General features: G+C 36.5%; 26 protein-coding genes and 1 pseudogene. 5 read left to right on the forward strand and 22 right to left on the reverse strand.

The genetic code is table 11. The features are described 5' to 3' along the window. Positions 1–25: 25 nt before the first annotated feature. The 9 genes and pseudogenes from BUB96_RS04740 to BUB96_RS04780 all read right to left on the reverse strand — a co-directional run bounded on the left by BUB96_RS04740 (position 26) and on the right by BUB96_RS04780 (position 6,596). Positions 26–2,724 (reverse strand): annotated as a pseudogene (locus BUB96_RS04740) (DEAD/DEAH box helicase family protein). Then, positions 2,714–3,463, reverse strand: coding sequence for a DNA methyltransferase (locus BUB96_RS04745; protein ID WP_073297140.1), 750 nt, complete (start codon positions 3,461–3,463; stop codon positions 2,714–2,716). Before BUB96_RS04745 ends, BUB96_RS04740 begins: the two are co-directional and overlap by 11 nt. A 417-nt stretch (positions 3,464–3,880) precedes the next feature. Beyond that, a complete protein-coding gene (locus tag BUB96_RS04750) occupies positions 3,881–4,636 on the reverse strand; it encodes a CHAP domain-containing protein (RefSeq protein WP_073297143.1) in 756 nt (251 codons plus the stop codon). Beyond that, the gene (locus BUB96_RS04755; RefSeq protein WP_073297146.1) at positions 4,617–4,859 is read right to left on the reverse strand and encodes a phage holin; all 243 of its coding nucleotides are present in this window, start codon (positions 4,857–4,859) and stop codon (positions 4,617–4,619) included. Before BUB96_RS04755 ends, BUB96_RS04750 begins: the two co-directional genes overlap by 20 nt. A gap of 13 nt (positions 4,860–4,872) precedes the next feature. Then, complete coding sequence (locus BUB96_RS04760; protein WP_073297149.1) at positions 4,873–5,100, reverse strand: hypothetical protein; 228 nt, start codon at positions 5,098–5,100, stop codon at positions 4,873–4,875. Positions 5,101–5,191: 91 nt separating this feature from the next. Further along, positions 5,192–5,431, reverse strand: a complete 240-nt coding sequence (locus BUB96_RS04765) for a DUF2922 domain-containing protein (protein WP_073297152.1) — start codon at positions 5,429–5,431, stop codon at positions 5,192–5,194. Between the two features lie 17 nt (positions 5,432–5,448). Next, positions 5,449–5,652 (reverse strand): hypothetical protein, encoded by a 204-nt coding sequence (locus BUB96_RS04770; RefSeq protein WP_073297155.1) that lies wholly within the window; start codon positions 5,650–5,652, stop codon positions 5,449–5,451. Positions 5,653–5,725: 73 nt separating this feature from the next. Further along, on the reverse strand, positions 5,726–6,274 hold the full coding sequence (locus tag BUB96_RS04775; protein ID WP_073297158.1) for a sigma-70 family RNA polymerase sigma factor: 549 nt from the start codon (positions 6,272–6,274) through the stop codon (positions 5,726–5,728). Between the two features lie 61 nt (positions 6,275–6,335). Continuing rightward, positions 6,336–6,596 carry a helix-turn-helix domain-containing protein gene (locus BUB96_RS04780; protein ID WP_073297162.1) on the reverse strand — a complete coding sequence of 87 codons (261 nt, stop codon included), beginning with the start codon at positions 6,594–6,596 and terminating at the stop codon, positions 6,336–6,338. 891 nt (positions 6,597–7,487) lie between these two features. On the opposite strand from BUB96_RS04780, the gene BUB96_RS04785 reads away from it, so the two are divergent. Continuing rightward, complete coding sequence (locus BUB96_RS04785; RefSeq protein ID WP_073297165.1) at positions 7,488–8,114, forward strand: HAD family hydrolase; 627 nt, start codon at positions 7,488–7,490, stop codon at positions 8,112–8,114. Positions 8,115–8,367: 253 nt separating this feature from the next. Here the strand turns inward: BUB96_RS04785 and BUB96_RS04790 are convergent, their stop codons facing one another. The 7 genes from BUB96_RS04790 to BUB96_RS04820 form a co-directional block, all read right to left on the reverse strand. Then, positions 8,368–8,931 carry a hypothetical protein gene (locus BUB96_RS04790; protein WP_073297168.1) on the reverse strand — a complete coding sequence of 188 codons (564 nt, stop codon included), beginning with the start codon at positions 8,929–8,931 and terminating at the stop codon, positions 8,368–8,370. A 130-nt stretch (positions 8,932–9,061) separates the two neighbouring features. Continuing rightward, entirely contained in the window at positions 9,062–9,571 is a 510-nt protein-coding gene (locus tag BUB96_RS04795) for a transcription repressor NadR (RefSeq protein WP_084136858.1), read from the reverse strand. A gap of 300 nt (positions 9,572–9,871) precedes the next feature. Then, a complete protein-coding gene (locus BUB96_RS04800) occupies positions 9,872–10,819 on the reverse strand; it encodes an ABC transporter ATP-binding protein (RefSeq protein ID WP_073297174.1) in 948 nt (315 codons plus the stop codon). After that, on the reverse strand, positions 10,800–12,290 hold the full coding sequence (locus BUB96_RS10675) for an oligopeptide/dipeptide ABC transporter ATP-binding protein (protein WP_073297177.1): 1,491 nt from the start codon (positions 12,288–12,290) through the stop codon (positions 10,800–10,802). Before BUB96_RS10675 ends, BUB96_RS04800 begins: the two co-directional genes overlap by 20 nt. A gap of 7 nt (positions 12,291–12,297) precedes the next feature. After that, entirely contained in the window at positions 12,298–13,200 is a 903-nt protein-coding gene (locus tag BUB96_RS04810; RefSeq protein ID WP_084136861.1) for an ABC transporter permease, read from the reverse strand. A gap of 17 nt (positions 13,201–13,217) precedes the next feature. Further along, positions 13,218–14,147: an ABC transporter permease gene (locus BUB96_RS04815; RefSeq protein ID WP_073297180.1), complete on the reverse strand. Its 930-nt coding sequence runs from the start codon at positions 14,145–14,147 to the stop codon at positions 13,218–13,220. Between the two features lie 57 nt (positions 14,148–14,204). Beyond that, positions 14,205–15,782 (reverse strand): ABC transporter substrate-binding protein, encoded by a 1,578-nt coding sequence (locus BUB96_RS04820; protein WP_073297183.1) that lies wholly within the window; start codon positions 15,780–15,782, stop codon positions 14,205–14,207. Positions 15,783–16,216: 434 nt separating this feature from the next. Here BUB96_RS04820 and BUB96_RS04825 point away from each other — a divergent pair, with 434 nt between their 5' ends. From BUB96_RS04825 to apf, 4 genes are all read left to right on the forward strand, one after another. Continuing rightward, a complete protein-coding gene (locus tag BUB96_RS04825; protein WP_073297186.1) occupies positions 16,217–16,642 on the forward strand; it encodes a globin family protein in 426 nt (141 codons plus the stop codon). Positions 16,643–16,906: 264 nt separating this feature from the next. Next, positions 16,907–17,785, forward strand: a complete 879-nt coding sequence (locus BUB96_RS04830) for a DegV family protein (protein ID WP_073297189.1) — start codon at positions 16,907–16,909, stop codon at positions 17,783–17,785. A 29-nt stretch (positions 17,786–17,814) separates the two neighbouring features. Further along, positions 17,815–18,408 carry a TetR/AcrR family transcriptional regulator gene (locus BUB96_RS04835; protein ID WP_073297192.1) on the forward strand — a complete coding sequence of 198 codons (594 nt, stop codon included), beginning with the start codon at positions 17,815–17,817 and terminating at the stop codon, positions 18,406–18,408. Positions 18,409–18,842: 434 nt separating this feature from the next. Further along, positions 18,843–19,547, forward strand: a complete 705-nt coding sequence (gene apf / locus BUB96_RS04840; protein ID WP_084136864.1) for an aggregation-promoting factor — start codon at positions 18,843–18,845, stop codon at positions 19,545–19,547. Between the two features lie 506 nt (positions 19,548–20,053). On the opposite strand, the gene BUB96_RS04845 is transcribed toward apf, so the two are convergent. The 6 genes from BUB96_RS04845 to BUB96_RS04865 all read right to left on the reverse strand — a co-directional run bounded on the left by BUB96_RS04845 (position 20,054) and on the right by BUB96_RS04865 (position 24,541). Next, positions 20,054–20,806: a TlpA family protein disulfide reductase gene (locus tag BUB96_RS04845; protein ID WP_084136866.1), complete on the reverse strand. Its 753-nt coding sequence runs from the start codon at positions 20,804–20,806 to the stop codon at positions 20,054–20,056. Between the two features lie 18 nt (positions 20,807–20,824). Then, positions 20,825–21,586: a cytochrome c biogenesis CcdA family protein gene (locus BUB96_RS04850; protein ID WP_073297195.1), complete on the reverse strand. Its 762-nt coding sequence runs from the start codon at positions 21,584–21,586 to the stop codon at positions 20,825–20,827. Then, complete coding sequence (locus BUB96_RS04855) at positions 21,547–22,185, reverse strand: hypothetical protein (RefSeq protein WP_073297198.1); 639 nt, start codon at positions 22,183–22,185, stop codon at positions 21,547–21,549. The genes BUB96_RS04850 and BUB96_RS04855 overlap by 40 nt, the downstream gene beginning before the upstream one ends. A 192-nt stretch (positions 22,186–22,377) precedes the next feature. Next, positions 22,378–22,539, reverse strand: a complete 162-nt coding sequence (locus BUB96_RS10400) for a hypothetical protein (protein ID WP_159431724.1) — start codon at positions 22,537–22,539, stop codon at positions 22,378–22,380. After that, on the reverse strand, positions 22,515–22,805 hold the full coding sequence (locus BUB96_RS04860; RefSeq protein WP_084136872.1) for an OsmC family protein: 291 nt from the start codon (positions 22,803–22,805) through the stop codon (positions 22,515–22,517). Before BUB96_RS04860 ends, BUB96_RS10400 begins: the two co-directional genes overlap by 25 nt. A 224-nt stretch (positions 22,806–23,029) precedes the next feature. Beyond that, positions 23,030–24,541: a phosphohexomutase domain-containing protein gene (locus tag BUB96_RS04865; protein ID WP_073297201.1), complete on the reverse strand. Its 1,512-nt coding sequence runs from the start codon at positions 24,539–24,541 to the stop codon at positions 23,030–23,032. Between the last annotated feature and the right edge of the window lie 107 nt (positions 24,542–24,648).

Here is a 24,648-nt window from a genome sequence, read left to right on the forward strand (position 1 = left end):
ACTATACCTCTCTTCCAAAATATTTTTATTCCATAGACAATCCCTCAAATGGTTTTCCTAAAGCAATCTCTCCTATTTGATCCATTGTATTTCTTCCATCGTTGCTTGTGTAGAACTTAACCCCTTTTATTCTAGTTCCTTCAACATCTTCATTAATTACAAGTTCACCTTCGTTTTGATTAATAAATGAGAAAATGTCTTCTTTCCATTGATCTTTCTCTAATAAATTCGTTCCTTTTGGCTCTATGAAAATCTGAATATAAAAATCTGAATTTTCTAAATATAAAATAAAATCTGGTTGAAAGCCACTATAATGAATTTCTCTTGCATGAGAATCAAATTGATATAATTTCAAATTATCTTTTTTGCTACTCTCACGATGCATGTTCTCATCCATACGAATTAAATAAACTTCATCATACTCATCTTTCAACTCATTGACTCTTTCACTTATTCGATCGATTAAATCTTTTTCTAATAAATTAACAATCGCTGAATCGTATGCAAAATAAGGTTCTTTGATTACATATCGTTTTACCTTCTGTGTAACCGTGTAAACAGATTCTTTCCCTGTATCATAATCTGGGATTCTTTTACGATAATCTTGAATATAATCTTTAATGGGATAACCAATGAATTTATTGGTTCCACGCATTTTCTGATAGCCTCGCTGAATTTGTTGTGCCACTTCTTGCAAATATACTTCTAAAATTTGCAACTTTTCTATAGGCGTCAAATCATCCTTTGTCATCGATCGAGTTACTCTAGCATAGAGTGTACGCCCACGAATATTGAGCCAGTTTTTCTCGTAAAACTCTTCTCGTGATGATAAGTTTGGTAAATATTGTTTTAGATGTTCAAAATGAAAGAAAGTGAGTCGGTTCATTGCTTTATTTAAGTACCTCTCATCAATTTGAACGACTATATGGTGTTGCTGAGCTCCATCTTCCCCTACAAAATCAGAATACTTCACTTCCTGAGCAGCAGATATCCAAGGAACTATAATATCTTTTTTATTGTTAATTCCATATTTACCCAGCTCATCATAATAACTATCTGGAACAGAAACAGCTTCGTTATAATAAATTTTCCCCGTCTTCCAAACATTACTTTTGGTGAATGAAGATTTTAACTTTACATCAATTAGAGGATTCTTTGTATCATCACCGGTAGGTAAGTTCATCTCATCTAATGATTTAACTAAATTTTTCAAATATTGTGGTTCATTAATTGTATGATAATGCAAAGTTTCTAAAAACAGACTAGATTTATTTCCATCTTCAAAACGTCGAATATAACTGCGTTCTTGATTCATTTCAAATGGATTATATCGTGCACCTCGACCAATTAATTGAGCTTCTGCATTTGTAGCATTCTTTGTTCCAGTCGTTTTTTCAGGATCACTAATACGTACAATATCGTATAAATTTAGGACATCCCAACCCTCTGTTAACTTTGCTACCGCAAATATAACACGATATAAGTTTGTTGGGCTTTCTAAACTATTTAGTGCTTCGTATTGTCCTTTTTCAAGAATTCCAGACTGTCCTGAGTCATTGGCATTAATCACTCGGTTCGTCCCAAAGTCTCTTTTTATATCTCGCACAATTTTTGGAAATTCATCTAAACGCGAAATGTAATAAGCAAATGTCTTCTCTAGTGTTTCACTAGCTTCTATAGTATCCATCTGCATCTGTCTAGTAATAAATTCCTCTAAATTTTCAGGAGTTAGAGAATCTACCATTTGGTTAAAATTTTCTTCTGATTGATTTGAATCGGCAATTCTTTGAGATTTAAATAATATAATAGGCTTAATCTCTACCCCATATTCTTCCCGAGCAAACATTTTTCGATATTGACTGAGTAATACAGTATTTAACATATTATTCTCATCCGAATTAGACGTTTGAATACGTCGAATGTTTTTAGAATAGCCATCTGCTATAAAATGATCTAACGTATAACGATAGATAATCTTATCTTTGTATTTTTCATAAATGTTTTTGTTGTCTAGATCGATAGTCGCTGTAAATTCCAATAACAAGTTATCTTCTCGCGCATCTAAAATAGTGTTGATTGCACTCTCCCAAGAGTGTTCATCTTCTTTTTCTGATTTCGTTGAAGCCGAATAATGATGCGCCTCATCTCCGAGAACGACTGTCTTGTTTCGAGTATAGTCTTCTGCCCCCATCGAATTTTCTTTCACAGTATAAATATCACTTGCGACTGCTTGAACAGTGTCTAGCTTAATATAAATAATATTTTCTCTAGGTTCTCTTGGAAATTGATTAACTTGTTGGATGTTGATTCTCTTCCCATTTATTTCAATGGGGTTATTGTATAAATACTTATCTGAAGACACATTCAGTAAGTTATCAATTGTTTTATTAAGTACACTCTTAGTATTAACGATAAAAAGAAAATTTTGATACTCATATTCCTCAAATAAATAAAGAATCAGCCCGCCATCAAATCCGTTTTCCCAGATCCCGTTGCCATATTAAATAATACGTGATTAATAAAACGATAGTTAAAAAGCTCAGAAGATTGTGTGTAATGGAAAAAACGCATAGCTTCTTCTTGATAATCTCGATAGGTATGGACTAAATTTCTCTTGATATATTCAGGGTGCTCAAAAGCATCCGTTTGAACAAAAATATCAGCATCCATTTCAAGTAATTCTTCATAAAGAGGTAATGATTTTGGTTTTACTTTACTCATCATTCTCATCCTTGTAAAAATTTTTATTAAACTTGTAATCATTATCAGAAATTAAATCTCGCACATTTTTATCCTCAATCTCTGAATAATTATAGTAAAGTTGGTTTTTATCGATAATCTTAATTAATGTTCTCTTCTGATCTTCAAATGATAATTTATTCAGTGTATTTTTAATCTCTTCTAAATCTACTCGAAAATCAAAATCTGCATTTTCTAACATTAAGTCCAAAACCTTTTGTAAAGCCTTTTGATCAGAAGCATTCATTACATCATCTAGATAGCCACGATTTTTCTCCATTAATTCAGCATAAACAAAGCTTCCGCCACCTAGCCAGTCCACATCTTTTGAAACACCGCCTTGCTCTCCCTCAATGACTTTTTGAAGGCGAGGCACAGATACTGTATTAATATAATCCATTTGCTCAATTCCAATATAGCGGCGATTCATTTTATGCGCAACGGCTTGAGTGGTAGATGAGCCCATGAAGAAGTCGAGAACTAAATCATTTTCAGATGTTGTAACTTTAATAATTAATTTAATTAATTCTTCAGGTTTAGCGTAATCAAAATCATCTCTACTAAACAACTCATCAATTTGCTCATTACCTTTTTGATTTTTTACGTCTTTTAAAAGCGAACGAATAAACTGTTTAATAATAAAATCACTACTGACATAAGTCGGCTTTATGTTTGCTACATCTTCATCTTTAAAAACCCTTCTAAATGGACGTTTTCCAGACATAAAATCATAATCATCTGGAAAACCAATTCCGCCAGCATCATAATAGCTTTGAAATGTTTGTTTAGTGACCGCCCATGAACGCTTAGGATTTACAGGGTATTCTTTTCCAGTTTTAGGGTTAACTAACCTAAATAAACGCGAATCTTTAGAAGCTATTGTGTAATTTACGGTTATTTTAAGTTCTATATTATTTTCACGAATAAAATTTCTTTATCTGTTTTACTCATTTTATTTTTTCACATTATTTTATTCAATTAGGATTTCATTCTAACCTTTGTATCTTTAAAAATTAAACATCATTATCAGGGATCGTTTTATAAATAGAATTAATTCTTAGCGACATGAGCAACATAAAAACCCCGCCTACTGTTATAGGCGAGGCTTTATTCAGAATAAAATTCTAGCTAGTTTTTCTTTTCAAACCATTCCATTTACTATTTTTTGAATGATTGAGTAGTTATAACCGGCTTCTGTAAGACGTTTCTTCCTTTCTGGCCCATTTCCCCATTTGCCTTGAATAACCTCTTTAGCGACGATTTCATTCAATTTTCGATTTCCTTTTTCTTTTAAAATTGCATTGACTTCTTTTTGGATAGTACGTGCATTATATCCAGCTTTTGTTAATTGAGCTGTTCGGTTATTACCGTTTCCCCACTTGCCTTGAATGACTTCTTTTGCAACTTCGTGAACAGGCTTCTTAGAAGTCTGGGTAGCGGATGGATATTTAGGTCTTGCATAGCCATCTACTCGCCAGTCATTCCATGCATACGTTCTTCTGGCTACTTGTTTTGACGTATTGCCTTCAATCGTGGTGATTTTATTTCCGTTTACTGCTTCGACAAAGCCTATATGATCAGCCCAGCCATTCTTTTGCCAATCAAAGACGACAATGTCTCCTGCTATTGGTTTAGCAAGCCCACGCCAAATCCCTTTATTTTTGAAAATTGCTATAAAGCGCTGAACGCCACATTCGCGGCCAATGTATTTAGAGGCCTGAGCCAAATCACCGACTACTGTGACAAAAGCTGCACACCAATCATCCGTTATTTTCATAGGATAGCCTACTGGTAGGGGTTTGACGGCATTATATTTCTTGATAAGGTCTTTATGCTTCGCATCTCCTTGTTGTGTACCCACGTATGATTTTGCTGTATTAAGAACAGATTTTAACAAAACTTCCACCTCCTCCCGATGAGTTCTCATCATGATAATTTTGAGAAGAGAGTTGTAAAACGGATCCTAAAAAGACAGTCACTAAATTTATGGTCGTGACGATAAGTGAAGTATTCATCCAACCATATAAATCGCCTAATCCACTGATTAATACGGCAAAAGCGGGTAAGAAGATTAATACCAACCATTTTCCAATATCATATATCTTATTACTTAATTCCATCTCTCCATCCTTTCTAAACAATCGCTAATTCATATTCGATTAAATGAAGTCGTTGATCGAAAGTGATCATTTTTTCGGTTGCTTCTTCCCAATGTTCTTTTGTTGTGTTCATATCTGTTTGTAATTGATCAAGGCGGTTAATGAGGGATTGGATGGTAGTAATTAACTTAATGATTTTACTGATTAATGTAATTACAGCAACTAATCCACTAGCTATCCCACCTATTTCAATAAGTCCCATAGAACATCTTCTCCTTTTTTATTTTTATAATTAAAAAGCCCTCACTTAAAATTAAGCGAGGGCTTATCGACTCACTTAAGAGCCTTTCGTTTTATTTTTCTTCAGCTGTTGTAAAAACTTCATCAACTGTTGTACGAACGTAGCGGGCACTAGAAGCTACGGCATAGCGGTCTAACCCTTCATCATCGAAAAGATCGCTATCGACGATGGCTTGCATCACAGGAGAAACTACTTCTTCTGTCAAGCCGTCTAAAGGTCGACGGATAGTAATTTTACGTGCTTTTCCTTCTTCGTTTTCAAATAACAATTCTAAATTATAACTTTCATTCATTTACTTTTTCCTCCTTCTTAAAGAACTAAGCGGTGAGTTTGTGTCACCTTAGCGAAATCGATTTGACCATCAACAATGGTGTCAAGCGTTGTATAAATTCCTTCAATCTGTTCTGTATCGGCATTCTCTTTTAGATGACTTAAAGAAAGATTATAGGTTTCATCCGCATCTACATCATAAATCCCGAACTGAATTCGAGCATTTTCAAAAGCTTTTATCATTTTGTTTCCTCCTTTTTTGTTGTGTAATAGCTACTACACTACTAACAACACATAAAAAGTCTGGAGTGTCTGCCTAATGCGTTAAGCAATCTTTGATATTCAATAAACGTTGTTGAATTTTCTTTTTTCGCTGATAGATGGTATCTCGACTGACTCCCATCAAACCTGCTAATTCATCCATTGTGTATTTTTCGTCTACTATATGAAGCAATAAGGAGTAATCTTCCTCTGATAATCTACCTTGTGCTTGTTTTAAGAAATCTTCAATATAAATGTTCGTTTGAGTCTCTTTGTCTGAATCCCCTTCTTGTTCAATCAACCAATCCATTTCTTCATTATCTGAAATATGTACAGGATCCAATTTATTTTGTCGCAATAAGTTTAGTCCATGCCAATATAACCCTCTTCCTGCATAGGCTGTAAATTTATACCGATCGGCTTCAGAACGCAGTGGGTCTCCTTGAAAACTTTCAAAAATTGTTAATAAATGAAGTTGCAACTCTTGGGTCAAGTCGTCATAATCCATGTCGTGTTGTCGAAGATTTAATCGATTCATGGTTTTATGGATTAATGCTTGAAATTGAATGAGTAGTTTTTCTAAGTATTCAGAATTTTGTTTCAATTTTCCTCCTTCTTTCTTATTTTGTGATCGGAAGAGATAGCGCTTTCAAATATTTAAAAAGCTAATATTCTTTTTGTGCGAATATTTCTTTGTGGGATTCTTTTCTTTTGATGTTTGGGAAAAAGATTGTGACGAATTCTTCCTGTGATAGGTCTAATGCTTCAGCTAAGTGAGCGGCGACGTAATGGCTGGGGGTCGTTACTCCGAACAGGATATTATGTATGGTATTCCGGGAAATTCCGATGTTTTTTGCGAGTTCGGTATAGGTAAATCCACTTTTGTCAAAAAATGCAAATAATAATTCTGTATCAATTGTGTCCAATACTAAGACCACCTTTATTCTAAATATTTTTGGATTCAAAACGGGCCTGTTTTGTTATATTGTTCACAATATCAGTATTTGTATATATTGTAAATAGTTCTTCGCAAAATGGTAAATTAATTGTGCTTTTTAGGCTGTTGGATAGGATCTTTCGTCGGATTTTCCTGTAAATAAGTTTTGGGGATGATGAGGTGTTTTAGCGCGCACTTATTTGTGATTTTTGTGCGGTATGTTGATTTGCGCACACTTTTTCGAGATTTTTGTGTGGTGAGTTGATTTACGCACACTTATTCGAGATTTTTGTGTGGTGAGTTTATTTGCGCGCACTTATTCGAGATTTTTGTGTGGTGAGTTGATTTACACACACTTATTCGAGATTTTTGTGCAGTAAGTTGGTTTGCGCGCACTTATTCGAGATTTTTGTGTGGTGAGTTGATTTACACACACTTATTCGAGATTTTTGTGCAGTAAGTTGGTTTGCGCGCACTTTTTCGAGATTTTTGTGCGGTGAGTTTTTTTGCACGCACTTATTTGTGATTTTTGTGCGGTAAGTTGATTTGCACGCACTTATTTGCGATTTTTGTGCGGTGAGTTGATTTGCGCGCACTCTATCGCTTTTTTTGGGCGATGGGCTGATTAGCACACATTTATTCGCTTTTTTTTGAGCGGTGGGCTGATTAGCACGCACTTATTCGCTTTTTTTGAGCGGTAAGTGCTCCAGCACGTATTTAATTGCATTTTGTATGCAGTCGATTTCCAGGTTATTTAAAGAAACTGCTCACACGAGGTGAAGGGATTTAAAAAGATTCATATTGAGAAAATTTGACTTTAGCTATTCTTTCTATAGTAAAATGAATAAGAATAGAAAGTCACTATAAATGGAGTGAGAGAATGGGAAAATACAAAGCGGTTATTTATGATATTGATGGGACAATATTGAATACTCTTGATATGAATATGATTCCTTTAATAAAAATTATTAAAGAAGAGACCGGCGAAAAGTGGTCCTATGAAGATGTTTTAAAGTTTGCTTCTTATCCTGGGATGAAAGTGATGGAAGAATTATCATTTGAGAACAAAGAACAAGTCTATGCACGATGGGTACAATATGTGAATGAATATGAAGAAGGTGCGACAGTTTACAAAGGATTTGAGGAAGTCTTTGAATGTTTTGATAGAAAACATATTCTCCAAGCGGTCGTATCGGCAAAAACGACTAAACAATATGATATTGATATGAAAGAAAAAGACTTGGATCGATTTATGAAAGTAGCTGTATTGGCTGAGCACACGGATAAACATAAGCCTCATCCTGCCCCACTTTTAAAATGTTTAGATCATCTACAACTTAGCGCCAATGATGTGATTTATATTGGAGATACTTTGTCGGATTACGAAGCAGCTAAAAGTGCGGGAATAGATTTTGGATATGCGACCTGGGGAAGTGTTTCAGGTGAAGGGATTTTGGAACCAGAGTATATATTTAAAGAACCTAGAGATTTGCTTCATTTATTATAAGAAAATCTCTAATTAAATAATAAAAGCCTTTGATGGCTACTTATTTTGTATTGTTTCAAAAAATTTTAACATTATCCTGCTATTATACTTTACTCTCCCATAATTATTTACGAGACTTTTTTTGAGATAATGTCTCGTATTTTAGAATTACTGGACATTTTCTGAGATTTTGTCTCGTATTTTAAATAATATGAAAAGCGTTGCTGAATCAGTGAACTGAGCCAGCAACGCTTTTTGTTTATTCGGATAACTCTTAAGTGATCTTTAATTTCATAGTGGTGAGTCGGCTTTCTTGAGCTTTCCAGATATATTGGGCGATAAAAAAGTCAACCATACTGTGCACAAGTGTTCCGACACCGACTAATAAAAAGACGGTATAGAAGAAACCATTACTGGTATCCGTAACACCAATAAAGCCAAAGAAAAATAATGAAACAATAATCATTTCACCTAATGCATGGATTAAGCCAATTCCTAAGGAAAAAAGCTGGCTTTTCCAAAAGGAGCTTAAGATTTTATTTTGATTTTTCTCAAGAATTTTAGCTCCTATATATACAAAGGCGACTTGACTCAAGGCGCGTAGGACGATGACAATTGGAAAGCCGCCTATAAAAAATCCTACGGTAGCGCCTAAATTTACAAGTATAGCAATGCTTGGTGAAAAAAACATCGCAATAAAGATCGGAACATGACTAGCGAGTGTATAGGACGCGGGTCCAATAACTACTTTGACGGGCATAATGACCGGAATAATAATAGCAATCGCCATTAATAAGGCAGTGATGGTTAATTTTGTTGCTTGATTTCTATTCTCCATTAAAAACATCTCCTCCATACATGTGTCTTGACACCTATCAAGATACTTTATAATGGAGAAGAAGTCAACTGTTTTTAAGAAATACAGTCAGCCCTAGTGCTGCTTTTCTGTGTCGTATTTCCCGAAGGGCCTAGGCTAGGTAACCTTTTTCTTTTAGTTTTTCTTCGATGGTTTCTAAAACCCTCATTGAATGGGCGGCGATGGTGTGGACGTGAATGCCTTCTGTGAGTTCAGATAGGAGCGAGGCTTCTCCGCTGACAACTTTTTGGTTGAACTGATCGGCATCCGCTTGGTCAAAAATATTTAAAGCACCGGTGAGCTCGCCGTAAACAGGGTGGTCAATCGCAACGTCGAGCAACTCTCCGCCTAGGCCAACAATAGTATTGATTTCGTCGATGGTTTCTTCAGGGGTATGTTTGCAGATAAATTTTTTGGTAATTTGATGGTTTAATCGCGTATTGATTAAATATCCTCTGGGGGTGGAGACAATTTCTTCACCGGCAGCTCGTAATCTCGCAATATCTCCCACAATGACCTGGCGGCTGACTTGATATTTTTCTGCGAATTCTCGAGCGACAATTGGCTCAGATGAATCTTTTAGTGTTTTCAAAATTTTTTCCAGTCTTTCTTCAACTTTCAAAATGATTCCTCTCTTCCTTTTTACTTTGAGCTTCTTATAGTTTACCGTATTCTCCAGCTAGATTCAGTTTTTCATTCATAATTTTTTAATTTGTCTGTACTTTGTGATACTTTTTTGAGATTGTTATCACTTAAAAAAATTTATGTGATACTTTTTTCGTTTTATTGTGATATAAACTGATTTTAGAGGTTTTTCAAACAGAGGAGCACTGTTAAGGTCATTTTCGAAGAAGACAAAAACTCCTCACAGGACGCAAAGCTTTCACTTTGGTTTGCTATGAGGAGCGGAGGTTATTTGTTTTTAGCTGACGGGGTGTTGTTTGAGGGTTGCGGCAACATAGTGATTGTCGTTGATTTGAATCCAATCGGGGTCAGCATCCGCATTTTCTCTGAAATTCGAGAAATCAAACTGCTCGTTTTCACTACTGTAAAAGTCGAGTGCTTCATTAGTCGATCGTTGTTTGATATCTGTTCTTAGAAATGCAGCCATTAAACGCTTGGTGTAAGGATGTTGCGCGTTTTTAAAGATTTCTTTAATGGGTGCACTCTCGACAATTTTCCCGCCATACATGACAATAACATCGTCTGCCATTTGGCTAATGACGCCTAAGTCATGGGTAATAAATAGAATGCTTGTATTAAATTTTTCTTTCAGTTCATTCATCAGCTTTAAAATTTCGGCTTGAATAATCACATCTAGAGCGGTTGTTGGTTCATCCGCAATCAGCAATTTTGGACTACACGCTAAAGCCATCGCAATCATCACTCGTTGGCTCATCCCACCAGAAAGTTGGTGAGGATATTGTTTAATCACTCGCTCTGGATTCGGAATTTTAACGGCTTCTAGTAATTCATAGGTTCTCGCTAAAGCCGCTTTACTGTCTAGTTTTTGATGCAGCTGCAAAGCTTCCATCAACTGGTACTTCACAGTAAAGACAGGATTCAAACTTGTCATTGGTTCTTGGAAAATCATGGAAATCTCATTTCCTCGAATGTTTAACAATTCTTTTTTAGAAAAAGATGAAATTTCTTCACCATCAAAATAAATCGTTCCATTCGCAATCCGTTGATTTTTTTGAAAAAGTTTCAAAATCGACATGGCGGTCTGGCTTTTTCCACTTCCACTCTCTCCCACGATTCCCAGCGTTTTCCCTTCTTCCAAGGAGAACGTCACACCGTTTACGGCTTTGACTGTTCCGCGACGGGTATCAAAATAAGTGTGTAAATTATTAACTTGTAACAAACTCATGTGACGACTCCTTTCTCTTATCGTAATACGCTTCGCGATCTTTTAGCGTAGTGGCCACAAAATGATCTTCTGCAACTTCAATCCAATCCGGATCATGGTCACCATCTTTGGAGTAATGGAATTCAAAATCATCATACTCTTCTTCTACATCCCAAAGCGCATCCTCATCTTCTTCCATGGTCGGAATCGCGTTTAACAATTGTTTGGTGTAAGGGTGTTTAGGGTTGTTAAAGATTTCTTGGGCAGAGCCCAACTCGACCAAGTGTCCAAAATACATGACGCCTATGCGGTCGGAAATATAGCGCACAACTCCTAAATCGTGGGTGATAAATAAATAGGTTAAGTTATTTTTCTCCCGCAAATCGAGTAATAAGTTGATGATTTGTGACTGAATTGATACATCTAAGGCTGAGACAGCTTCGTCGCAAACAATAAATTTTGGTTGGACTGCAAGTGCACGAGCAATTCCAATTCTTTGTCTTTGACCTCCTGAAAATTGGTGCGGATACCGGTGAATAAATTCCGCTTTTAGTCCGCATTTTTCCATAATATCTACGATATACGCTTGATAACCTGGGTCTCTTTTACTTTTGAAAAACTTATGAATTAATAAGCCTTCACCAATAATGTCACCAACCGTTAGTCTTGGATCTAAGGAAGAATAAGGATCTTGGAAAATAATCTGCAAGTCTTTTCTTAAAAGGCGAGTTTCTTTCTTGGTCAAAGCGGCTAGATCAATTCCCTCGTCTAAATAACGTTCAAATCGTTCAAACTTGGTCATTCCTCGAAGAGGGGCCTTTAGTTCTTCGACTTTGGCATTTTCTTCGTTTAGATTTTTTTCTGCCGTTTGGAGTTCTTCTGTTAGTCGATCAATTTCTTCTTGGTTATAGGCCGCCTTCATTTTTTGCTTTTGTTGTTCGAATTCTAGGTTTCGTTTGTATTCAGCTAGGGTAGAGGCTGCGTCATAGCGGTTTAATAAGATACTGCTCACTTGTTTTAAATTGTCATGAGCGACTAGTCCTCCTACTAAACGTAGTGTATTACCATACGTGTTATCGAATTCAATTTTTTTAAGGCGTAACGTTTCAAAGTGTGCTTCTTTTTCGGCAGCGTCTAAGGTTTCTAACTCTTCTTCCATTTTTTCGATAGTGTTTAAGTCTTGGTCGTAGTCACCACTTATTTTGGGTAAATTACGATAAACGGTTTGAACATAGTCGGGCATGAAGTCTTCAATGGTATCACCGTAATACAACGTTGAACCGCCTGTTTGGCGTTGGAGTTGGATTATGGTACGGCCAAAGGTTGACTTCCCACAACCACTCTCCCCTACAATTCCTAAGGTTTCTCCTTCGTAAATGTCAACTGAAATATCTTTATTGGCTTTTACGTATTCTGTACCTATTTGGAAAAAGTTATTCTTTTTGACTGGAAAGTATTTTTGTAGATTTTTAATGCTCATTAATTTTTTCATCCGCGAATTACCTCTCTCTCATCTTAGGATCAATCGCATCTCTTAGTCCATCTCCTAGTAAATTAAAGGATAGAACGGTCAGCATGATCAGCAAACCTGGATATAGTGTTAGATAATAATGGGTTCGGATATAGCCTCTACCGGCGTTTAGCATGGTCCCCCACTCAGCAATGGAAGCTTCTAAACCGAGTCCGATAAAGCCTAAGCCGACAGCTGACAAGATAGCACTGGCAATCCCCATGGACGATTGGACGATAATAGGAGACAAAATATTTGGCAAGATATGTTTAAAGATAATCCGAATATCGTTGGCTCCCAAGGCTTCACTGGCTTCAATGTATTCTTGTTCTTTGACTGAAATAACACCTGAGCGGATAATTCGAGCAAAGACAGGAATACTTGAAATTCCAATAGCAATAATTAAATTTTGTAAATTAGAGCCCAATGACGCGACAATCGCGATGGCTAAAAGAATTGAAGGAATCGAAAGTAAAATATCACAAAAACGCATAATTAGCGTATCAATCCAGCCTTTATAGTAACCAGCGACAACGCCCAAAATTCCACCAATGATTAAAGAAACAGCAACTGCGCTGACCCCAACCGTTAATGAAACACGTGTCCCATAAATCATCCGACTTAATATATCACGCCCTAAGTCATCTGTTCCTAGCCAATGAGTCGTGTTTGGGAACTGTAAAGCATTTGATAGATTCTGTTCCCGCATGCCATAAGGGGCAATTTGATCGGCAAAGATGGCCATAATGGTTAAGAAAAGAATAAAGAACAAACCGAACATGGCGCGTCGATTTCTTTTCAACTCATACCAAATTTCTGCCCATGAACCTTGAGGAACATTCAACATTTCTTCTTCTGCTTGGTTTATTTTCTTTTTACTCGTAAGCAACATAGACTCCTCTCCTCCTCCTAATCATATTGAGATCTAATCCGAGGATCAATGTAGGCGTATAAAATATCGACACATAAGTTAACGAGTGTAAAAATAAAGGCGATAAATAAAACACCACCTTGAACGACCATTGTATCTCGGGTTCGAATAGCGTTTACCATCATGGTCCCTAAACCATTAATACTGAAGATCGTTTCTGTAAGAACGGCTCCTCCTAGTAAAGCACCAAATTGTAATCCAATGACCGTAACCACTGGAATCAATGCGTTACGTAAGGCGTGCTGGAAGATCACTCGCCCATCCGAGACCCCTTTTGCTTCAGAAGTTCGAATATAATCTTGGTCTAAAACGTCCATCATACTTGAGCGCGTAATTCGAGCAATAGTTCCCATAGAGGACGTAGCAAGTGCAAAAACAGGCATTATCATTTGTTGCCAACTGGTAAATCCACTTGCGGGTAACCAACCTAAAGTAGATGTAAACAATATTATTAATAGTAGAGCTTGCCAAAAAGTTGGCATGGAAACTCCTACTAAAGAAATAAACATCACTACATTATCGACTTTTGAATAAGGTCGTGTGGCTGAAATAACCCCTAAAGGAATTCCGATTAAGGTCGCAAATAGGATACTCCAACTGGCTAAGCGAATCGTATTGGGTAATCTGACTAAAATTTCATCTAAGACAACTCGATTCGAAACATACGATCGGCCCAAATCAAAATCAAAAACAACTCCACGAACATAATTTAAAAATTGTACGATAAAGCTTTGATCAAACCCCATTTGTGTACGTAGTGCTTGGTAAGCTTCTTCTGTTGCCCCTTCTCCGAGAATCATCGTCACTGGGTCCCCAGGAGATAGATACATAATGGTAAATACGATAAAAGAGACTCCTAATAAAATAGGAATCAGCCACAGTATTCGTTTTACGATATATCGAAACATAACAACCTCTCCTAATAAAGAAAGGGTCGGATGAACGACCCTTTACAAAAATTCTAATTATTCAGCATCAAGGGTTACAACACTCAAGTCATAGCTTCCTGTTGGATGGTGTTCAAATCCATGGACGCGATTACTTAACCCTGTGACATTTTCACGTGTTTGTAAGAATACCCAAGGAACTTCTTCATGAATAATTTCTTGAACTTCTCGATAATCTTCTAATCGTTGATCTTGATCCGTTGAGTAACGTCCGGCATCTAACAATTCATCTACGCGTTCATTTTCATAGAAGGTACGGTTTCCTGCTTCTCCGAAACTGTTTGAATGAAATAATGGATAAAGTCCGTAGTCTGCATCCGTTGTAACGGTTGTCCAACCCAATAAGAACATATCAGGTTCACCGACTGCTGCGGAATCAAGGAACGCTCCCCATTCCATTTGTTGAACTTCAACAGTAATCCCAACTTCAGCTAAAGCTTCGGAAACAACTTGAGAAACTCGGATACGCTCTTGGCTATTATCTCCTACATATAATGAAAGAGAGAATCCTCCATCTGGATACCCAGCTTCTGCTAGTAAATCTTTTGCTTTGTTTACATCGTATTCAATGGGTTCTAAATCATCATTAAATCCAAAGACGAGTTCATTAATTGGACCAGACATTTGATCACCAACACCCATATAAACAGTATCAATAATTGCTTCAACATCTACCGCGTGTGCAATGGCTTGACGAACTTTTACCTCACGAAGGGGTGTATCATTATGCAAACTTAAACCTAAATATTCAGAGCCTAAATTCGGTGTATTCATCAAAGTTAACTCACTATTTTCTTCTACTGCCGGGATATCTGAAGGAGCGATATCGTAAGCAATATCTGCTGAGCCACTCTCCAATTCGATTAAACGAACACTTGGATCGGCAATCGTATTAAATTCAATCCGGTCAATTTCAGGAGCATCTCCCCAGTAATCATCATATCGGTTCGTGGTTACATGTGTACCCGTTACCCATTCATCAAACTCAAAAGGTCCAGTACCGACTACAACACTTACTCCATAATCTTCTCCAGCTTCTTCCACAGCTTTCTCATTTAGGATTCCTACTGCCGGATGAGATAAGTGTGTTAAGAAAGGTCCAAAAGTATCGGAAGTTCCAACACGGATGGTATGGTCATCAATGACTTCAATAGAATCTGGATCAATAGAGTCCACAATATGTCCGATAGTTGGTGACTCTACTGCACGACGTAAAGTAAATTCTACATCATTTGCTGTAAATGGCTCACCGTTATGGAAAGTAACATCTTCTCTTAATTTAAATTCATAAAGGTTATCTTCTACTTCTTCCCACTCGGTCGCAAGTCCTGGGACTAGTTCTAAATCATTTGTTTGTACGATTAACGTGTCATAAATTTGCCGAGCAATACGAGTCGTTGCTTGGTCATTGGTTTGTTGAATATCAAAAGTGACTGGGTCAGCACCATTGGCTACTTTCAATACTTTCGGTTCTCCGTCGTCCGCAGTGGCTTCTCCGCCACTCCCATTTCCACTATCTCCACTAGAACCACAAGCCGCTAAAAAGATTACTGCTGCTAAGAAAAAGAGCCAAAGTTTATTCTTTTGTTTAATCATATTTTTTCCCTCCTTATTAAGGTTATGCTAGATTCTACCAAATCAAAATTAAAAGTCAATAGTAAATGAGAAAAAGATTAGTAATAAATGAGCGTTTATTAGATTACAAACCCTTAAATTCAGCTAATTTTCTTTTTATTAGAGACAAACCTTTATTATTATATAAAAATAACGTTAGTAACATTAATTTTAGATGAGATTTTTCGTTCTATTAAAGCTTAAATCTCTTATACATGCCTTTTAGTTGCTTTTTACAACTATTCGTTGTTACATTGATAATAGTCATGTAAACGGATTCTACCCCGTTCTTGAAAGCACGAAAAGCTTTCACCTTTTTAAAGAGCGCTTTTGTAAGAATTGTTAGACGGCAGACATAGAACTGGCTCATTTAATGTTCAATATTTACAAGAATCGAAATACGAAAGGAAATTATTATGGCTGAAAAATCATTATACGAACGTCTCGGTGGAATTTATAGTATTGCAGCAGTTACCGATCATTTCGTTGATTCTTTAACAGAAGACCCCCTTATAGGAAAAGACACTGACAATCCCTTCTTAAAAGACTGGTATGAAAATAGATTATGGAGAGCACCAGGTTTTAAAGTGCTTAATACGATTTGGATTTGTGAAAAAGCTGGAGGTCCTTATGAATATGTCAGTTCCGTTCCTGAAGATGCAGACTTAGATTTAGAACCAACACATTATGATATGAAGCTCTCAGCGGAAGAATTTGATGCTGCTGGAAAGATTTTAGAAAACTCTCTTGATCATTTTGATGTACCCGAACGCGAAAAGCAGGAAGTTTTAGATGCGTTTATGGCCCATAAAGAAGAAGTTATTAGCGGAACCATTAAATAAACAAAGGCTTACTACTAAATGGCCTCTTTAACAATCGCCTTACAAAAGCAACTTATAAATTAAAAAAATCCCTTCTAGGTAAAGTACTTTACTTAGGAGGGATTTTAATATGCGAAATTAGAAGTTTTTCTTCTAAAAAGCTTTGTTATGAGAAGATGGTTTTTTAATAGAACGTCCTTAAATAGACAAATTACCAACTTTTGTCTATTGACGATAATGGACAGATGAGTAAAAATATATACATGTACACAAAGGAGTGAAAATATGTATCAAATCGTCACAGATTCGTGTTGTGATCTACCATACACTATCCTGGAAAAGGAAGGGATTGACTTTGTCTCGATGGAAATTATCCTAAATGATGAAGTTTTCCTAGATGATGGTGGAAAGACTTTTGATATGGAAGAGTTCTATAAGCAATTAAAAAATGGGGCCCTTCCTTCAACAAGTCAGGTGAATGTTTCAAAATATGTGGACTTTTTTATCCCTTATGTTAAAGAAAATATTCCGGTTTTGTATCTTTGTTTTTCATCCGGACTCAGCGGCTCCTATCAGAGTGCTTTATTGGCTGTTGAAACCATTAAGGAAGAATATCCAGAGGCTGAAATTTATGTACTCGATACTCTCTCTGCAAGTGCTGGTCAAGGTCTAATGGTTCTAGATGCCATACAAAATCAAAAAGAAGGACTCAGCTTTGAAGAAAATATTGATTGGTTAGAACGTGAAAAAATGAATTACCAACACTGGTGTACCGTGGATGATTTAAATCATTTGTATCATGGAGGCCGTATTACAAGAGGGGCAGCTGCTGTTGGGGAATTATTGAGTGTGAAGCCTATAATTACGATGAACGAAGAAGGAAAATTAGTGGTTCATCAGAAAGTAAGAGCGCGGAAAAAATCTTTACGTTATATTGCCGACAAAACCATTCAAAGTTTAAAATTGGTGGAAAACCCTGAAAAGCAAATCGTAATGGTTACACACGCTAGCGATTTAGAAGCGGCTGAAACGGTAAAAGCCCTTATTTTAGATGAGGTTCAACCAAAAGAAGTCTTGATTTTAAATTTAGGTCCTACGATTTCCAGTCATACCGGATATGGATGTGTAGTAACATTTGTTCGAGGAAAAGAAGGTTTCCGTTAGAAGAAAGGATAGATCGGGAGGCAGATATAATGTCTGAGGAAGAAAAAATAGATCGAAGAATTCGTAAATCCAAAGAAGCCATCCGAACGGCTCTCGTAAAATTATTAACCCATAAAAACTTAGAAAATATAACGATTACTGAAATCGCAAAAGAAGCAGACATTAACCGAAAAACATTTTACAATAATTATGAAAATATTTTCCAAGTGATTGAAGAAATTGAAAATGATATTGTCAATTCCTTTAATGATGTCTTGTCAAAAATTAACCTCGAGGAAAATTTAAAGCAGCCTTTGGATTTTTTTGAAACGTTAACGAACATTATTCAAAATGATTTTGAATTTTACAGTGATTTAGTCCAAACTCAAAAAGTTGGCGAGATTAATCTGATTGCAAAGATTACGGAGACGTTAAAAGAACGTGTGAAAGCTAACCTTCCAAAAGGACTCTTTCAAGATAAGTTTACGATGGAGTTTTCAGTCAATTATATTATTACGGGAATGATGGAAGGTTATAAAGAGTGGTTGCAAAACCCTAAAGAGATTTCTCTAGAAAAATTAGCTCAAACAATGAATACACTTATCTTTTCAGGATTGAATGGCATTTTGGCTAATGAAACTTAAATTTTAAATTGCTATTATATTATTTATTATTAACGAATAACTGGAAGTTTTCTTCCAGTTATTCGTTTTTTATTTAAATTTTCAAGATATGGATGCTTTTCGAGGTCGTGTTTTACAGATAAAGGGGATTTTTTGGAGATTTTGAGAGGGTTTATGAATTGTTTTAGAAACAATGTGTAAATCTTGTCATTTAACTGTGAAATATTATGGAAATAATACATAAAAGCTTGGTTTATACAGTTTTTGTAATGAACGGACTTTCTATTACATGAGAGTTGCGTAAAAATACATGTGGAATACTAATCCGTCACAAAGCTTGTAATAATCGCATTTCATTCATTTTTTATGCTAGAGTATTCATTCAGTGAGGCGAACGCCTCATTGAGTTGTTTTGTTTAGGAACAAATCTCAAAACTAAAAGGAGTTTTTAAAAAATGAACGTCATTAAGAAAGGTCTATTAACTTTTGGAGTGACCGCTGCTTTAACTGGAGCTTTTGCGGTAGCTGGTCCATTAAATGTAGAAGCTGCAGAGTGGGAAGCACGTACGGTTGAAGAAGTCAAAGAAGATATTCAAAGTAACGGAGTCGAATCTCGATACACCATCCAATGGGGCGACACTTTAGGAACGATTGCTGATGCGTTAGATATTCCCGTAAATCAAATTGTTAATGTAAATGAAATTGCGAATCGTGACTTAATTATTGCTGGAAATATTTTACATTTATCTACAGAATCAGAAACTGTCTCAATTGAAGATCCAACAACTGAAGAAGTACAAACGTATGAAATAGAAGAACCTACTGAAGAAGCATCAGCACCTGTTGAAGAAACTGAAGAAGCGGTTGCCCCAGAAGCTCCTGCTGAGGAAGCATCTGCTGAAACTTCAAATACGGAATCTGCAGATACAACAAGTGGTTCTGAAGCGGAAGCGAAAGCTTGGATTGCTTATAAAGAATCAACGGATAACTATAATGCAAGAAATGGACAATATATTGGAAAATACCAATTATCCGAATCTTACCTCAATGGAGACCATTCTCCTGAAAACCAAGAACGCGTTGCGGATGAATATGTAGCTAGCCGCTATGGTTCATGGACAGCTGCAAAAGAATTCTGGTTACAAAATGGTTGGTATTAATTAAAAAATAAAAATTAATCGGAAGAACTTTCGATTCTACCTACCCTTTTTGGGTAGGTTTTTTTGTCTCATATTTCGCGCTCTATTAGACACGAAAGTGGTTCTGCGTCTAATAGAACTGGTTTACGAGACATTTTCCGGGAAAATGTCTCGTATTTTTATTTTATTGGACATTTTCCGGGAAAATGTCTCGTATTTCTATTTTATTGGACATTTTCCGAAAAAATGTCTCGTATTTCTATTTTATTGGACATTTTCCGAAAAAATGTCTCGTATTTTTACTTTACTACTTATTTTCAGAAGATGAGTCGTGTTTTCGAAGAAGGAGAGGATATTTTGGATCAAAGTCCACTTTAAAACATCAAAGCTTATGATCCCGAAATAGATTGTTATCCAGAGGCTCAGAGAAAAAGAGAGGAATGCTAGTTAACCGGCTAATGTTTGTCTAAATTTTTCAATATGAAAAGGAGACGGTTCTCGTCTCCTTTTTGATTGGCTTATTCTATTTAATCCATCATAGAAAAACGGGCTTCTAAGATATCTTTTGTTACGGGTCCAACAACGGCTTCGTTTACGATGCCTTTGCTGTCGATAAAATAAGATGTTGGTAGGGACTCTACATAATATAAGTAGAAAAGTTCTTCCGTTCCATAAAGTGTAGGGAAGGTGATTCCAAACTCATCCACAAATTCTTCGACATTATCTAGATTGCTTTCGGAAGTTGTTACATTTACACCTAAAATCATGACATCCTCATTTTCTTCAGAAAATTCTTGTAAATGAGGCATTTCAACACGACAAGGTGGACACCAACTAGCCCAGAAATTTAAGAAAACTTTCTGTCCTCTAAAATCGGAAAGACTCACTGCATTTCCATCTAAATCTTCCAAATAAAAGTCATAGGCTCTGTCTCCTGGACTTGCGCCAAATTGAATCATAGGACCGGAATTCTCATTAGACCCTCCGGAATACTCTTCCACAAGAGATTCAATCTCCTCTTCGGTTAAATCGCCATCTTCTAAATCCAAATCGACTGCTTCATCTTCCAAAACAGACTCTGAAGCTTCTGTATCTTCTTCTGAGTTTTCATCTGCGACATCTGTTTCTGCTTCTTCCACCGGCTCTTCTTCTGAGACGATCTGCGAAGCTTCTTGCGCTCTTTCTAAAGCTTCTTGTTCTTCTCTTGACGTTGAAATATAATCATAAATAATAAAGCCCAAAACCAAAAATATCAGGACCCAAAATCCTTTTTTCTTCATAACGTTTTACTCCTCCTCTTATCCAAGCAACTCAAAGGGCGTATCCACTAACAAGCGTGCAATGATTTCTGATAGGTATTCTAGGTATCCTGTCAATAACAAAAGCCCCATAATCACCATCAAAACACCGCCAATTTTCATCAACTTTTCCGTATATTTTAAAATGTTGTTCATTCGCCCAATAAAATACGACACCAATAGAAATGGTAAGGTAAAGCCTAGTATATACAAGGTTAAATATAACAAAGGGGGAGCTCCTGTTGCAATCCCTATGAATAATATAGAAGAGAAAATCGGTCCAATGCAGGGGGTCCATCCGGCGGCAAAGCCTAACCCAATAAAGAAGCTCGAGAAATATCCACTAGCTTCTCTGTTTCGCATTTTACGGGTGTCTTTTAAAAGGGGGGGAATGTTGAGCCATCCAGCTGTGACGAGTCCCATGATAATGATCAGTAAACCGGCAATTCGTTGGATGAGTACGCTGTTTGAACCGGTCATCATTTGGGTAAAAAGATTGCCCATATAGCTGGCACCGAGTCCAAGACTAATATAGACCGTTGAAACACCTATCAGGAAGACAACGGAGTGCAAAAGAAGTGTTTTTTTGAAGCCTTTTGAATGATTGGTTTTGACTTCAGTGACACTTGTTCCGGTAATATATGAAAGGTAAAGAGGCAGTAAAGGGAGCGTGCAAGGGGACAAAAAAGACAATGCACCAGCTCCGAAAGCTGCAAGGGCGGTTATTTCTGTTTCGATTGAAGTTTCCTCCTTTGGTAATATAGGATAAGGACTAACGTCAGCGTTAAAATCAGCAAAGGAATTGTATAAAACGTAAAGTTTAAATACACAATCGGTTGATTTTTCATCAGTAAAAGATGAATCCCCATCGAGAAAAGAATAAAAAGTAACGGGTCGACTCTTTTAAATACAGGCGTAAAAGAGATGAGAAAAAGTAGCAGAATAAAATAGGCGATAAAAAGAATGGTCTGCAGATTTCCATAGAGAACATATAAGTAGAGGTGGTTAGTCAGACCAATAAAAAGAAACAATTGTGCGATGCTTTTCGATTTGGTCGGCTTCATCCACATTTTTTCGCCATATTTTAAGGTGCTATAAATTGTCAAAAGTAAAGACGCTATAAAAACAACACTGGATGAAAACATGAGTACACGATAAGGAAACTCGATAATCGCTTTGAAATGAAGCACTACATTCAGGGCAAATAGCGTCAGCACAAAGTTAAAAATAAAATCCGTAAAAACAGACAAAATCGATTGCCTCTCTTTTTTAGAGCTTTCATTCAGCAAATACCAAATAAGCGCCCCCACCCCCACAATCAAAAACGATGAAAAAAATAGATTCGATGTTAAATAGCGCATTGAAAACTCCTCAGTAAAATGACAATGATAGATTTTTTTCTTTTTAATTTCTAACCTTTTGAGTGGAAGTCCTCTTCTACCCTTTCAGATAGCAGAAAATTTCACTCAGAGTCCTTTAGTATAAAGCAAAAGCAAGCATTTCAACACCCTAATTTTATCTTTTTATCCCTATTCTGCTTTATTTTTGTTTCTTTATTCTGTCGTTATTTCTGATTCAATCGTTAAATCAACACCGGCTTCTTTTAATAAATTCCCAATACTGCAGCGTTGATCAGCAGAGACAATGGCACGTTCCACACCTGTATGGTCTTTTTCAGTTGCTGATTTTTCTAAGACGACTTTTGGATAATGCATAATTTTATATTTTCCGTCTTCTTTTGTAACTCCGTATCCATTGAAAAGTTAGCCACCGGTAGTTTTCGAACATCCATTAAACTGACTAGCGTTAAAGATAAGCAAGCACCAGCGGATGAAGCCAATAAATCTCTTGGCGCAAAGCCTTCGCCACTGCCTCCGGATTCTTCAGGGATTGCAATGTTTAAAGTTTCATGGTCACTTTCTCTTTGGTAGACGCCCTTACCTTTACTAGCGCCTGCCCAATCTAAATGTAATTTTGTCATTGATAATCTCTCCTTCTACTATTCAAATATCTATTTAAATATCTATTCAATTAATTAATTGAATGTTAGCATTAATGAGCTCATCAGTCAAAAAAACTAGTCTTATTTCTAAACTCGTCCTTACAGCAATCTTTCCTATAAATAATGATATTTAAATCAATACAAAAACCTCTTCAAGAGGATTCATCTAAAATCTCCAATCGAAGAGGTTTTTCTTTTTTTTATTAGGCTAAAATCTTTTCTAATTTTTCTAGATTTAATTTATCGTATTTTTCGAAGAACTTAGCGAGTTGTTGGAACACTTTGTGATTGGATCCTTCGTGATCGTTTTCCACTTGGAGAACGAGTAAAGGCTCATGCAAACTCATCCGCAATAAAAACCATCCGCTCCCAAAGCCTTCTGACACATTCACGCGAATGCCTTCCGTGTTATCCGGTTCTCGGTCAAAACCAAGAGTCCGAGCCACAAATTCCTCTAAATTGCCAATCACTTGGTGCCCATATTCTTGATACTGCTCGTCTAATATCGTAAAGCGAACTTCTTGTGCTTCTGCCGGTTGCTTTAACTCTTTAATCAAGTCCCCTACTTTTTGGCCTTTCTGATTTAATTCAGGAAGCAACATCAAAATCTTCGCCACAACATAAGCTCCATCATCTAAAAAATAATTTTCTCGAAATGCCGCATGACCACTTGTTTCGATAGCTAAAGGCGTCGAAGTGCCTTCTTGATTTAATTCAATCGCTTTATTAATAACATTCCGGTAACCCGAAATATAGCGGTATTGTTTTCCACCTAAATTTTGAATAAAGGTTTTCAAATGAGAAGTCGTTGGTGAATTCGTCACAATCGTCGCTTCCGCTTCATCCGCTAATACAATCTGAGCCAACAAAGCAATCAAGTTATTTCGATTAATAAACTCGCCACTATCATCGACAACCGCCGCTCGATCAACGTCCGTATCAAAAATAATACCCAAATCCGCCTTATTTTTTAATACCGCCCCTTGAATACTGGCCATCGCTTCTGAATTATCTGGATTTGGAATATGATTTGGAAAATACCCATCCGGATCTAAAAACTGACTCCCTGTCGTCTTAGCTCCTAATGGCTCTAATACATCCGCTGCAAAGAAGCCGCCTGCACCATTTCCAGCATCCAAAACAATATGTAAGTCCTCTAAAGGTTTTTCCAATCCTGTTCCCTCTTGAATCTTTTGGACTAAATCATCTGCATAATAAGAAATTAAATCAATATCTTCTAAATGGCCCTCCCCTTGAGAAGCTACTCCAGAATCAGCATATTCGATTATTTTTTCCATATCCTCATGCTCGGCACCTCCTTCTTTTGTAAAAAATTTCAAGCCATTATGAAAATAAGGCAAGTGACTTGCTGTAATCATAATTCCGGCATCCGCATCGATTTCTGAAAACTGTGTCGCCATAAACATCGCCGGCGTTGTCGCCAAACCAGCATCTAAAATCGTCACCCCAGCTCCCATGAAAACCTCTACCAAAGCTTCTTTGATCGCTGGTCCTGAAACACGACTATCAAAACCGATGGCAATACGCATGGGCTTTCGTTGCACCTTTTTATCTTCTTTTAATAAGTTCAGAAACCCATTCGCAATCTTTTTAACTTCCTTTTCCGTTAAATTCGCTTTGTGCTCTTTTGTATCGATCGCTATCCCGCGAATATCTGAGCCATTAATTAATTTCCCTAATGATGTATTTCCCATCTTCCCCCAACTTTCTTATTTATTTCATTCGTTTTAACGCTTTCATTTTATTCATAACTTTATGATACCATTTTACAAGGACTCCTGTAAATTAAGCCATTGGATGG

It is taken from the genome of Atopostipes suicloacalis DSM 15692 (assembly GCF_900129085.1).
GTDB classification, from domain to species: Bacteria; Bacillota; Bacilli; order Lactobacillales; family Carnobacteriaceae_A; genus Atopostipes; species Atopostipes suicloacalis.

What these genes read in the sequence shown, in the direction of transcription:
- apf (WP_084136864.1), top strand. Translation starts at nt 18,843, where the DNA reads ATGAACGTCATTAAGAAAGGTCTATTAACTTTTGGAGTGACCGCTGCT.
- BUB96_RS04860 (WP_084136872.1), bottom strand. Translation starts at nt 22,805, where the DNA reads ATGACAAAATTACATTTAGATTGGGCAGGCGCTAGTAAAGGTAAGGGC.
- BUB96_RS04765 (WP_073297152.1), bottom strand. Translation starts at nt 5,431, where the DNA reads ATGAATGAAAGTTATAATTTAGAATTGTTATTTGAAAACGAAGAAGGA.
- BUB96_RS04800 (WP_073297174.1), bottom strand. Translation starts at nt 10,819, where the DNA reads ATGAGTTTGTTACAAGTTAATAATTTACACACTTATTTTGATACCCGT.
- BUB96_RS04770 (WP_073297155.1), bottom strand. Translation starts at nt 5,652, where the DNA reads ATGATAAAAGCTTTTGAAAATGCTCGAATTCAGTTCGGGATTTATGAT.
- BUB96_RS04865 (WP_073297201.1), bottom strand. Translation starts at nt 24,541, where the DNA reads ATGGGAAATACATCATTAGGGAAATTAATTAATGGCTCAGATATTCGC.
- BUB96_RS04825 (WP_073297186.1), top strand. Translation starts at nt 16,217, where the DNA reads ATGGCTGAAAAATCATTATACGAACGTCTCGGTGGAATTTATAGTATT.
- BUB96_RS04830 (WP_073297189.1), top strand. Translation starts at nt 16,907, where the DNA reads ATGTATCAAATCGTCACAGATTCGTGTTGTGATCTACCATACACTATC.
- BUB96_RS04810 (WP_084136861.1), bottom strand. Translation starts at nt 13,200, where the DNA reads ATGTTGCTTACGAGTAAAAAGAAAATAAACCAAGCAGAAGAAGAAATG.
- BUB96_RS10400 (WP_159431724.1), bottom strand. Translation starts at nt 22,539, where the DNA reads ATGCATTATCCAAAAGTCGTCTTAGAAAAATCAGCAACTGAAAAAGAC.
- BUB96_RS04755 (WP_073297146.1), bottom strand. Translation starts at nt 4,859, where the DNA reads ATGGAATTAAGTAATAAGATATATGATATTGGAAAATGGTTGGTATTA.
- BUB96_RS04815 (WP_073297180.1), bottom strand. Translation starts at nt 14,147, where the DNA reads ATGTTTCGATATATCGTAAAACGAATACTGTGGCTGATTCCTATTTTA.
- BUB96_RS04745 (WP_073297140.1), bottom strand. Translation starts at nt 3,463, where the DNA reads ATGTCTGGAAAACGTCCATTTAGAAGGGTTTTTAAAGATGAAGATGTA.
- BUB96_RS10675 (WP_073297177.1), bottom strand. Translation starts at nt 12,290, where the DNA reads ATGAAAAAATTAATGAGCATTAAAAATCTACAAAAATACTTTCCAGTC.
- BUB96_RS04855 (WP_073297198.1), bottom strand. Translation starts at nt 22,185, where the DNA reads ATGCGCTATTTAACATCGAATCTATTTTTTTCATCGTTTTTGATTGTG.
- BUB96_RS04760 (WP_073297149.1), bottom strand. Translation starts at nt 5,100, where the DNA reads ATGGGACTTATTGAAATAGGTGGGATAGCTAGTGGATTAGTTGCTGTA.
- BUB96_RS04820 (WP_073297183.1), bottom strand. Translation starts at nt 15,782, where the DNA reads ATGATTAAACAAAAGAATAAACTTTGGCTCTTTTTCTTAGCAGCAGTA.
- BUB96_RS04790 (WP_073297168.1), bottom strand. Translation starts at nt 8,931, where the DNA reads ATGGAGAATAGAAATCAAGCAACAAAATTAACCATCACTGCCTTATTA.
- BUB96_RS04845 (WP_084136866.1), bottom strand. Translation starts at nt 20,806, where the DNA reads ATGAAGAAAAAAGGATTTTGGGTCCTGATATTTTTGGTTTTGGGCTTT.
- BUB96_RS04785 (WP_073297165.1), top strand. Translation starts at nt 7,488, where the DNA reads ATGGGAAAATACAAAGCGGTTATTTATGATATTGATGGGACAATATTG.
- BUB96_RS04835 (WP_073297192.1), top strand. Translation starts at nt 17,815, where the DNA reads ATGTCTGAGGAAGAAAAAATAGATCGAAGAATTCGTAAATCCAAAGAA.